The sequence below is a fragment of the Clostridioides sp. LIBA-6622 genome (genome assembly GCF_056716095.1).
On record NZ_CP196998.1, the window covers coordinates 4084051 to 4095796 of the forward strand.

The 11746-nt window shown below is 28.9% G+C and carries 10 protein-coding genes and 1 pseudogene; 1 reads left to right on the forward strand and 10 read right to left on the reverse strand.

What is annotated here, in order from left to right; all coding sequences use genetic code 11:
* Positions 1-223 precede the first annotated feature (223 nt).
* Both ACTG47_RS19045 and ACTG47_RS19050 read right to left on the reverse strand, forming a co-directional pair.
* Positions 224-859 carry a DUF1847 domain-containing protein gene (locus ACTG47_RS19045; protein ID WP_479925698.1) on the reverse strand — a complete coding sequence of 212 codons (636 nt, stop codon included), beginning with the start codon at positions 857-859 and terminating at the stop codon, positions 224-226.
* A gap of 23 nt (positions 860-882) precedes the next feature.
* On the reverse strand, positions 883-1797 hold the full coding sequence (locus tag ACTG47_RS19050) for a nitroreductase family protein (RefSeq protein ID WP_169470501.1): 915 nt from the start codon (positions 1795-1797) through the stop codon (positions 883-885).
* Between the two features lie 368 nt (positions 1798-2165).
* On the opposite strand from ACTG47_RS19050, the gene ACTG47_RS19055 reads away from it, so the two are divergent.
* Positions 2166-3395 (forward strand): aminopeptidase, encoded by a 1230-nt coding sequence (locus ACTG47_RS19055; RefSeq protein WP_479925699.1) that lies wholly within the window; start codon positions 2166-2168, stop codon positions 3393-3395.
* Between the two features lie 205 nt (positions 3396-3600).
* On the opposite strand, the gene ACTG47_RS19060 is transcribed toward ACTG47_RS19055, so the two are convergent.
* The 8 genes and pseudogenes from ACTG47_RS19060 to ACTG47_RS19095 form a co-directional block, all read right to left on the reverse strand.
* Positions 3601-5982 carry a homocysteine S-methyltransferase family protein gene (locus ACTG47_RS19060; protein WP_479925700.1) on the reverse strand — a complete coding sequence of 794 codons (2382 nt, stop codon included), beginning with the start codon at positions 5980-5982 and terminating at the stop codon, positions 3601-3603.
* The gene (locus tag ACTG47_RS19065) at positions 5954-6679 is read right to left on the reverse strand and encodes a vitamin B12 dependent-methionine synthase activation domain-containing protein (protein WP_479925701.1); all 726 of its coding nucleotides are present in this window, start codon (positions 6677-6679) and stop codon (positions 5954-5956) included. Before ACTG47_RS19065 ends, ACTG47_RS19060 begins: the two co-directional genes overlap by 29 nt.
* Positions 6669-7124 carry an S-ribosylhomocysteine lyase gene (locus ACTG47_RS19070; protein WP_479917800.1) on the reverse strand — a complete coding sequence of 152 codons (456 nt, stop codon included), beginning with the start codon at positions 7122-7124 and terminating at the stop codon, positions 6669-6671. Before ACTG47_RS19070 ends, ACTG47_RS19065 begins: the two co-directional genes overlap by 11 nt.
* A gap of 273 nt (positions 7125-7397) precedes the next feature.
* Entirely contained in the window at positions 7398-8558 is a 1161-nt protein-coding gene (locus ACTG47_RS19075; protein ID WP_479925702.1) for a sensor histidine kinase, read from the reverse strand.
* A 16-nt stretch (positions 8559-8574) separates the two neighbouring features.
* On the reverse strand, positions 8575-8775 hold the full coding sequence (locus ACTG47_RS19080) for a winged helix-turn-helix domain-containing protein (protein ID WP_054272029.1): 201 nt from the start codon (positions 8773-8775) through the stop codon (positions 8575-8577).
* Between the two features lie 120 nt (positions 8776-8895).
* A pseudogene (locus tag ACTG47_RS19085) lies at positions 8896-9715 on the reverse strand (RNA-guided endonuclease TnpB family protein).
* Positions 9716-10386: 671 nt separating this feature from the next.
* On the reverse strand, positions 10387-10878 hold the full coding sequence (locus tag ACTG47_RS19090; RefSeq protein WP_479925703.1) for a response regulator transcription factor: 492 nt from the start codon (positions 10876-10878) through the stop codon (positions 10387-10389).
* Between the two features lie 136 nt (positions 10879-11014).
* Entirely contained in the window at positions 11015-11731 is a 717-nt protein-coding gene (locus tag ACTG47_RS19095; protein ID WP_169469222.1) for a M15 family metallopeptidase, read from the reverse strand.
* Positions 11732-11746: the final 15 nt, after the last annotated feature.

Consider the following 11746-nt stretch of genomic DNA (forward strand, 5'->3'; position numbering starts at 1 on the left):
TTAAATTTTTATTTTATACTCATCAAAAACCTCTAGAAGATTTACTAGAGGTTATATATTAACACTATCTATAACCCTTTAGTCTCTCTGGACTAATTTAAGGAATTTAGCTGTAATATTTTTCTTTATTAATATAACTTTATGTATCTCTAAGATAATTTAAAGTTTTATCTTTTTTTATAATTAAACCACTAATTGCTTTTTATGTCAATAAGTCTTTGAATTATTCTTCATCTTTATCAAACAATTTTTTTTCAAAATATGACTCTGCATTATATATCGCAGCAGCTGGATTATGCCCAGTTACTCTATCTTTGACAATTAGAGTTGTTATAGGAGCTTCCATATATTTCATGGCTAATGTATCATGTCCAACACATAATCCAAGAATTATATTAAGGTCAACTTTAGCTTCATTTAAAAACAAAGCCTGTCCTATTGGATTACACATTATTTCATCTGCACATTTTGATATTGTTTGAGATGCTTCTAATCCAACTGTGCTCTTAGGCATTGCTCCATTTTTACATATAACAGAAAATACTTCAAATCCATGGTGTTCAAATATTTTTTGTACTGTTTGCATTTCTCTTTTTAATCCAATACAAAATGCGATACCTATTTTTTTATAATCACATTTCTTAGCAAACTCTATTATCTCTTTTAGTCTAGTATATTGACAATACCCCTCTGTCTCAACTAGACCAGCATTATAAGCTATTTTTCTATTCTCCTCTTCTTTATAAAGCTGTTTTGCTTTTTGTTGTAGTTCAACTTCTCTAGTAGGACATATCTTCATTAGCTTATCCATATTTCCATCAGAACAGCCTCTAAGATTACACTTTCCACACTTGTACATATCCAATATCCCCTTCCAAAATTTTATTCTTCTTGTGATTCTTCTTTTTCTGGACTTACATTTTCTTCTGATATTTCTTCTTCTGGTTTCACATGTTCAACTACAGTTATAAAATATGATTTTCCTATTTTATTTCTTATAGGAAGTTTTTCATATGAAACATCTATTTTATTTTTTATGCAGGCTATATCAAAATGTCTTAATCCTGCGCCTAAGCTAACTTTATTCATGTCTTCACAATGTTTCTTAGGTTTTTTTTCAAATAAATGAAGACCTCGTTCATCCTTATGGAAATACCACGGTTGAGAATTTTTTACAGATGGAGCTCTTCTTGTAAATTCTAATACTTCTTTCCACTTTCTATTCCTATTTATCTTATTTATCATATCTTTTACTGGTTTTCTATCAGGTCTAGCATATCTTGTTCTGAATAAATCCTCAGTTCTCGCTGGATATCCAAAAGCTATTATTATATAAGGATACTCTATTTCTTCTTCCTTATCTTCTTCTGTTTTTATTCCAGCTAAATAATCTAAATCGTCTTCCTCATCTTCTTCAGAGCTTTTATTTCCTATATCTACAAATTCTAAAATGTCTTCTCTCTTTAAGTTTCCTTCCAGCCAACAGGTAGCTACACCTAATGTTGTAAGACGTAAAACTACACCTTCTGTAGCAAAACCTATGTTTTGTAAATAATCTTCACCTTTATTTGATGTGACTACTATATAATGAGGTGCTTTTACTTTACATTCCTTACCCATTAAGAAATGTATTATATGACCTCTATCAACAACATGCGCTTTAATATTTAAATCTTCATTTAAATATTCTAAATTTTTACAACTTCTCTTTATTTCTTCCATTAATGGCTTTTTTATCTTATTACTGGAAAAATTTCTTACAGATTTTCTATAAAAAATGGCTTCATAAAGCTCCATTTATGCCCTCCTAACTGAAATCTTCTGTTCATAATATATAAACTACTATATTTAAACATATATAAGCTTTGCCAGAAAATTTTTTATTTCATTATTTATATTTATCTCATTATTATATTATAAGTTTTTTTCGGTATTCTTGTATAGCTTTTCACTAAAAAAGTATTTTTATTTCTACTTTAATACTAATATCAACAAAAAATATTCTACCAATTAAGTTTATACATCTAAACAATCTATTTTAATTAAAATATATATTTTTTATTTCTTAGTTTATAGAGTATAAATATTTTAAATATGACCCAAAATCTAAGTAATGTTATAATATTTTATAGGTTATCAAATATTAAAAATATAGGAGGATAGACATGAATTTAAATAGAAATTTAGAGAAATATGCTGAATTGGCAATCAAAGTCGGGATTAACATACAGCCAGGTCAAACTTTACTTATAAAATCACCAATAGAATGTGCTGATTTTGCAAGAAACGCACTTAAAGAAGCATATAAATGTGGTGCTAAAAATGTATATATAGAATGGTCTGATGAAGAAAGTGCTCTTATTAAATATTTATATGCTCCAGATGAAGCATTTCATGAGTTCCCAAAATGGACAGCGGAACAATATGTAGATATAGCAAAAGAAGGTGGTGCATTCTTATCAGTATATGCTCAAAATCCTGACTTACTAAAAGATGTTGACCCTGAAAGAGTTGCAAATTTTCAAAAAGCATCTGGTAAGGCTTTAAAAGAATGGCGTTCTTATACTTTAACTGATAAGTGCAAATGGAGCATAGTTTCTGTACCAACAAAAGCGTGGGCAAAAAAAGTGTTTCCAAATTTATCAGAAGAAAAAGCAATAGAAAAATTATGGGATGCTATATTTAAGTGTTCAAGAGTAGATGGTCAAGACCCTATAAAAGCATGGGAGGAACATAATGAAAACCTTAAATCTAAAATGGATTTCTTAAATAAAAATAATTTTAAAACTTTAAAATATAAATCTTCAAAAACTGATTTAACTTTAGATTTACCAAATGGTCATATTTGGCTAAGTGGAGCATCTAAAGACCCTAATGGAATAAGCTTTAATCCTAATATACCAACAGAGGAAATTTTTGGAATGCCACATAAGTTTAAAGTGAATGGAACTGTTTATAGTACTAAACCTCTTGTTTATGGTGGAAACATAATTGATAATTTCTTCTTAACTTTTAAAGATGGAAAAATAATAGATTTCTCTGCTGAAAAAGGACTTGAAACTTTAAAGAAACTTATTGAAACAGATGAAGGTTCTCAATATTTAGGAGAAGTTGCTCTTGTTCCATACAACTCACCAATATCTAATACAGATATAATTTTTTACAATACTCTGTATGATGAAAATGCTTCTTGCCACTTTGCAATTGGTTCTGCTTATAAAACTTGTCTAAAAGGTGGAAACAATTTAAAAGATGAAGAATTAGATGAATACGGTGTAAATGATAGCTTAACACATGTAGACTTTATGATTGGCTCTAATGATATGGACATTCTTGGAGAAACTTATGATGGAAAGCAAATACAGATTTTTAAAAATGGTAACTGGGCTTTTTAAACTATGTTTTTAACTAAAAAGGGCTGATGGAAGTTATACCAGACTTCCCAGCCCTTTTTAATGTTGATGATAAATATTTTTTTATATTAATTAATCTCATTTTTATAGATTAATTCCTATTGTTTCAAACATAAGTATCTAAAACTTATATCTATATTATATATAAAATATCCTATTTAGTAAAACCTTTATTTTAATTTATATACTAAAAATTTAACTTTGCTATTTCAACAGCAGATTTTGCATCCTTTGAATAATAGTCAGCACCCATTTCTTCTGCATATTCTTCTGTTAAAACTGCACCTCCTACAAATACTTTTGCATTTATATCATTATCTCTTAATGCTTGAATTGTGTCTTTCATACTTTGGACAGTTGTAGTCATAAGTGCACTTAATCCTACTAATTTTATATTTCTTTTTTTAGCTACTTCTACTACTTCTTCAATTGGAACATCTTTCCCTAAATCTATAACTTCATATCCATAATTTTCTAGCATTATTTTTACTATATTTTTTCCAATATCATGAATATCACCTTTTACTGTAGCGACTATTATTTTTCCTTTAGATACATTCTCGCTACTTTTACTTAGTAAAGTTTCCTTTATTGTATTTAATGAAGCCTTTACTGTCTCTGCTGATTGAATCAATTGTGGTAAGAATATATCTCCACTATCATATTTCTTTCCTACTTTATCAAGGGCAGGAATTAAAATCTCATCTAATATATAATTTTCATCCTTTTCCTTCAAAAGATTTAGTGTTACATTTTTTGCTTCGTCCTTTAAGCCTCTTTCAACTAAAACATCTAGAGACAAATCTTTGTCAACTTTCGTAGCAGAATCTGATTTTTTTGAATTGTTTATATTGCTATATTGATTTATATAGTTTATACATCCTTTATCTGTATTATTTAAGATTCTAAAAGAATTAATAGCCTCCATCATACTATATTCATTTGGATTTATAATTGCTAAATCAAGACCTGCTCCTAAAGCTAATGTTAGAAAAGAAGCATTAAGTGCTTTTCTATTTGGAAGTCCGAATGAAATATTTGAAACACCTAAAATAGTTTTTACCCCCAATGTCTTTACCATTGTTATAGCCTTTATCGTCTCTATTGCTTCCTCTTGTTGCGCTGATACAGTTAATGATAAACAATCTATAAATATATCTTTTGGCTTTATTCCATAAGAAACTGCTCTATCTACTATCTTTTTTGCTATTTCAAATCTTTCTTCAGCTTTTTTAGGTATACCTTTTTCATCAAGTGCAAGCCCAACTACACATGAACCATACTTTTTAACTATTGGTAATATACTTTCTAAAGACTCCTCTTTGCCATTTACAGAGTTCACTATTGTTCTACCATTATAATATCTAAGCCCTTGCTCTAATGCCTCTACATTGGAAGAATCAACTTGTAAAGGTGTATCTACTACTGCTTGTATTTCTCTTATTAATTTTGGCATTAATTTTTTCTCATCTATCTCTGGTAAACCAACATTTACCCCTAATATTTGTGCTCCAGCATTTACTTGTTCTAATCCTAAATTTATTGCATAATCTACATTCTCATTTTTTAATGCTTCTTGTAAAGATTTTCTACCTGTAGGATTCAATCTTTCTCCAACAACTATAGGTGATTCTATTTCCACAAACTTTGATGGTGAGCAAACAACACATTTGTCTATCTTCTCGATACTGCCCTTAGTAACAGAACTTATATTATCAGAGATTTCTTTTATAAAACTTGGGTTTGTACCACAGCATCCACCTATTATAGTAGCACCGACTTCGACGAATTTCTTGACCCCTTCAAAGAATTCTTTTGCATCAACATCATATATAGCCTCTCCATCAACTATATTTGGTAAACCAGCATTTGCTTGAACCATCACAGGTATTGTAGCTCTTGATACTATTTTTTTAACTATTGGTAAAAGTTGTTTAGGTCCTAATGAACAGTTTACTCCTATTGCATCAACACCCAATCCTTCTATAGTAGCCACCATACTCTCTGGCATACATCCGGTAAAACTTCTTCCCCCTTCATCAAATGTCATCGTACAGAAAACAGGTAAATCAGAATTTTCTTTGGCTGCTAATACAGCTGCTTTAGCTTCATATAAATCCATCATGGTTTCTATTACTATCACATCAACACCCGACTTGGCACCCTGTAATACTTGTCTTTTAAATATTTCATATGCTCTATCAAAGCTCAAAGTCCCCATAGGTTCTAACATTTCTCCTATAGGTCCAATATCTAATGCTACATATCTAGGTTTAGTATTATCTATACTTTCTATAGCTTTTCTAGCCACTGAAACAGCATTATCAATCACTTCTTCTACTGTATAATTACTATCTAATTTTAGCTCATTACATCCAAAAGTATTTGTAAGAATTACGTTTGAACCTGCCTCTAAATATGAGGTATGTATTTCTATAAGTTTTTCTGGATTTTGAATACCAAACACTTCTGGATTTTCACCTAACTTTAAACCTTTTTGTTGAAGCATTGTTCCCATTGCACCATCAAATATTAGTATATTATTCTTCAGATATTGTCTTATTTCCACAAGAATTCGCTCCTTTTCTATATGTACAGTTTCTATAGTTTTTACAATTTTCACACGATTTTTCTTTTTTAGCTTCATCTATTTGTATATTAGAAATACCTATAATAGCCACTACTGACTTTCTTGGTATCATAATTCCATTGGAGGTAATTGTTAAACCTATTTGTTTTTGAGCATTTAAAACGTTTAATATATCTATATTTTTTTCTATTGGTAAATCTCCATATCCTGGACTATATCGCATAGTTATAAATTTATTTTGTTCTGAAAAAACCTTTTCTACATTATCTTGAACGATGTCACATACTTCTTCGATTGCTGTTGTTCCACATGAATCTATTATTAGTCCTTTTGTTAAATCTGAATAAGAATGTCTTCTTATTTCTTTTTCTATCTCTAGTCCTAAAGTCGCTGCCATTATTACACATTCATTACATTCTTTTAAAAGTTCATATATGTCTTTACTCTCTAATGTTAAATTTGTCCCCTCTAATTCTACAACATTATCTTTATTTATTTTAATAGGATAAATCCTAGATAAATATCTAGGATTTATTTTATTTTTAGTTATATTTACACATTCATCAATAGTATATTTAAGGTCTTTATCTATCTCTTGACCTTTGTATTGTAAATATCTTAAAACTTCACTTTGATTTATGTTTATATTTCCTTTTTCAATTAAATTATTCTCCATATATATTTAAAGAAAATCCTTTATCTAAAACATCTTTTGCGTATTCTTTTGCGCCAAATAAAGATAAATCTCTGTAGTTCCCACATTCTATTGCTGTAGCTGCTGGCATTTCATCAGATTCAATCACTTTTTTTAATGCTTCTTCTAAGCCAACCTTAACTGTATTGGCATCTACATCTCCCCATAATATTAAATAAAATCCTGTTCTACATCCCATTGGAGATAAGTCTATTACTCCCTCTAATGTGTCTCTTAAATAAGTTGCTAACAGATGCTCTAAACCATGCATAGCAGCAGTTCCAAAACTCTCTACATTTGGTTGTAAAAATCTTAGGTCAAATTTACTTACCTTGTCTCCCTTTACTCCATCAAGTACACTACATTTTCTTACAAAAGGGGCTTTTACTTTTGTATGGTCTAACTTAAAACTTTCCACTTTTTCCATTATTTAATCCTCCATTATCATTTAAATTTATTACATTAATTCTAAAAAAAACTCCCCCTATCCATTATTGATAAGAAGAGTATATTATTTCAAATCGTCTCATCGTTGTTAGCAGGACCACCTGATAAAAGGTTGGTATAGGATCACTGAGCTAACTCTCTCCCCTAACTCTTGATAAGTATCTTATTAAACTGACTTAAATTATATATTACTTTTTTATTTTTGTAAACACTTTATTGCTATATTATTTATACATCTAATTATACTTTTATTTTACAACTCAACTGATTGTATTATTGGCAATTGTACCTCAAATACAGTTTGATGTTTATTGCTTGAAACAGTTATTTCTCCACCATGTAAGTTTACAATATTTTTTGTGATTGCAAGACCTAATCCAGACCCTCCAGCATTTCTATTTCTTGATTTTTCAACTCTATAAAATCTATCAAATATATTTGGTAAATCTAATACTGGAATTGGTTCTCCATAATTTATAACTTTTACAACCGCCATATCTTCTTTTTTCTCTGTGACTATATCTACATAAAGTCCATCTTTTCCATACTTCATAGCATTAGTCATAAGATTCTCAAATACTCTTACTAATTTATTGGGGTCAGCTTTTACAATTAATTTGTCTTCATTAAAATTAACTCTACTAACCATAAATTCCTGCTTAAAATAAATTTCAAATTGAGATACTATCTGACTTAATAATTCTACTAAGTTTATTTCTGTTTTATTTAATCTCGTTGTATTGTTTTGCATTTTAGTAAGTTCAAACAAATCATTTATAAGTACATTTAAATTTTTCGATTTTTCATATGCAATATTAACATAATACATCATCTGTACTTCATCTTTATATTTACCTTCTTCTATCAATCCTAAATAACCCATTATTGATGTCAAAGGTGTTCTTAAATCATGTGACACATTTGTTATTAAATCTGTTTTGGTTTGCTGAGCTTGTCTCTCTTCAACAGTTATGTTTCTAAGTTGATGAATAATACTATTAATTTTGTGTGCTAGTTCATCAATATTGTCAGCTTCTTTATCCTTTAACGCATCTAAATCATACTCGATGTCTATATCCTTTTGTAAATCACTTTCATCCATTGAATTTACAGCATCTATAATAATTTCTAACTTCTGATTTTTTTTATTAGTTTTTCTTATAAAATTTACAACTTGCTTATTTCTCTTGTATGATATTAAGGAATAAATTGCTAACGATGAAATTACAAATAAAGATGGATAAAATAATCCCTCTCCCATAAAATCTCTCAAATCTCTTAGATTATATACAAGATAATTAATTGTAGACATATAATTATTAACATATATCGATTTTATTATATAAATACTTGTTAACATAAGCATTAAGGTTATAGTGCAACTTATGGCAAAGTCTATTATAGGACGAAACATATGATTTAATAAGCTTTTATTTTTCAATTTTATATCCTACTCCCCATACGGTATGAATTATTTTTTCTCCATCTGTATATTTTTCAATTTTATCTCTTATTCTACTCATATGAACCATTACAGTATTATTAGATTGATAATATTTCTCTTTCCATACCTTTTCAAATATTTCTTCTGTACTATATACTCTTCCCTTATTATTTGCTAGTAAGTACAATATCTGAACCTCCCATGACTAAAGTCACGGGGTTCCTGCTTCATAGAATTTCGCATACTAAAATATGTCTTACCAACTCTCCACAGGCTATCCCCGTAGTTCCTACGGTTCTTACATAAGTTATTTATTTTGAACTGTTATTAATCTTAGTCCTTCTTTTACTATATTTATACTTGCATTTATATCTCTATCGTGAGTTACATTACAACAAGGACAAATCCATTCTCTTATACTTAAATTCTTCATTTCCTCGTTTTAAACTACCAATTGTTTTTCTTGATAATTCTCTTTGTAATTTAGCAAGTTTATTTAATGATTTCTGAAGATACTTAGGATTTTCTATAAGTTGTCCACAACTTGAGATACAAAATTCTTTAACTCCTAAATCTAAACCTATCTGACTATTAGTATTTTCAAATACTTTAATATCTATATCAGTACAACATAATGATACATAATATTTACCACTTGGTTCTTTTGATACAGTAGCATTAAGTATTCTCCCTTGAGGTACTTATTTATCCCTTACTTTAACCATTCCAAGTTTAGGTAATTTTATATATTGACTACAGTACATAATATTTCCATTTGTAAAGTTAGTTCTATATGAAAATCTATTAGTTTTCTTTGATTTAAATTTAGGAAACCCTACATTTTCTTTAAAGAATTTTTTATATGCGTTTTCTAAATCTTTTAAGATGTTTTGTAGTGAAAATTTATCAGGTTCTTTAAGCCACTCTAATTCTCTTTTTAAATTGGTCAAATCAGAACTACACTGTTTATAAGTAAAAGTTTCTTTATTGTTTTCATAAACTTCTATTTTTTTAGCAAGATATTTATTATATACAAATCTACAACATCCAAAAGTTTTGTTAATTAACTCTTGTTGTTTTTTATTTGGATACATTCTAAACTTATATGCTTTTTCCACTACTATCACCTCACTTTACTTGTTTTTTATTATTATGTTAATACTCCATGTCCATATTTTACACACTATACTATATGGTATTGTACTAAATATACATATCTGGGCCACTTCAATTTTTCCTCACCCATCCTAATATTAACAAGGTCAATTTTTTTAAACAAGTATTTTAAAGGTTTTTATATTTATTTTTAAATAACATATGTAAGAACTGTAAGTTCTAACTTTTATCATTTTTGAGGTTGTCGTTCACATAAGTTCGCTACTACCTATGCAGTTCTCTTATGAACTTCTTACACTTTCATGTAAGCACAGACTATATCTTATCCTTCGGCGTTATCCGTTAAGGTCTACCCACTTCCACTACCAATAGCTTGTAGTGTACTTCCCTCAAGAGGAATAGTCGTTGAAGTTTCTCCTATTCGGAGCTTACCTGCTGATTGCCCATTTTAAAGTACTTAGGATTTAACCTTATACTATCTAACCAATTTTTTCTACTTTCGTAACTTTCACACTTAGGTTTATTTCATCCTTATGTTTTAGTTTGGTTAGCTTTAGGGGTTTCCAGCAATTCAAGTAGTATTGGATAGGTTATATCCTATCTCTACATATAAGTTTCCCTATATGCTGACTACTTTAGCTACTAACTCACGACTAAAGTCACGAGTGTGCGTGGCTATTTTTTAATCAAATTCTCTTGATGTTAAAGTTATGTCTTTTCCAGCTACTGTTACACTATGTTTTTCCTTATCTATCAATACCACTCCAGCTTCTATGATATTTTTATTTTCATTATTAGCACCACTAAAATAATATGCTCTTCTAATCAATGATTTGACTCTCACAGTAAGTTCAAGTGGATTAAATGGTTTTGTCAGATAATCATCTGCACCAGTCATTATTCCTTGTATTTTATCCATATCTTCTGATTTTGCACTCAACATAAGTATTGGTATATTTAAACTTTCTCTAACTCTTCTACAAACTTCTATACCATCCATTTTGGGCATCATTATATCCAACACCATTAAATGAATATTTTCTTTTTTTAAAATATCTAAAGCTTCTTCTCCATCTTCGGCTTTAATTACATTATATCCACCATTTAAAAGATATATCTCTATAAGATCTCTTATTTCTTTTTCATCATCAACAACAAGAATTGTATTCTCCATTTTTACACATCCCAACTTAACTTTTATACATAGTTTTTATTCCAATAAAATTATACTATACTTTAGTTAATCTAATCCATTAAATTTCTTCATTTCCTTATTTCCAATATAATACAATTTATTTTAAATATTTATATTATTTACTTTGTAAATATTCTTCTAAAGTTAATCCTTTTGAATAAATTTCCTCGGCAATATCTTTACCAACATATCTAATATGCCATGGTTCATATGCTGTACCAGTTATATCTTCTTTTCCTTTAGGATATCTTATTATAAATCCAAACTTATGAGCATTTTCTGCCAACCATATAGCTTCTTTCGTACTCCCAACAAACCATCTTTCTGGATTTGTTAAGTCAATACAAAGTCCAGTCTGATGCTCACTATGACCAGGTTTTGCCACATATTCATCTGCTTTTTCCTGACCTTGAGATTTTACTCTTTTTGTGTAAGTCTCTTGCTGAGTACCATAAGATCTATATGCTGAAGACCCTAAAAACTGTATTCCTTCTTTATTAGCTTGCTTAACTAAATCCTCAACTGCTTTTGCAGGTTCTCCTGCCATTTGCTTTTCTTCTTCTGTCGCTTCTTCAACAAAAGGTATATTTACTTTGGTAATATTTTCGGGAGCATAGTCTTTACTAATTTCGTTTGTCTTGTTTACCAGTAATATATTTGCTATACTATTTGAGTGATTTTTATTTTGGGAATTTGATTCAACATCTTCTTCTGAAGCAAATTGAGCATCTCCTGCTGGTGTTTTGTCTTTTACAAGAAATTTATCCTTAGATATAAATATACTTATAAATACAACTATAACAATGGCTAATATTAATTTGATTTTTTTCATGGCTACATCTTCTCC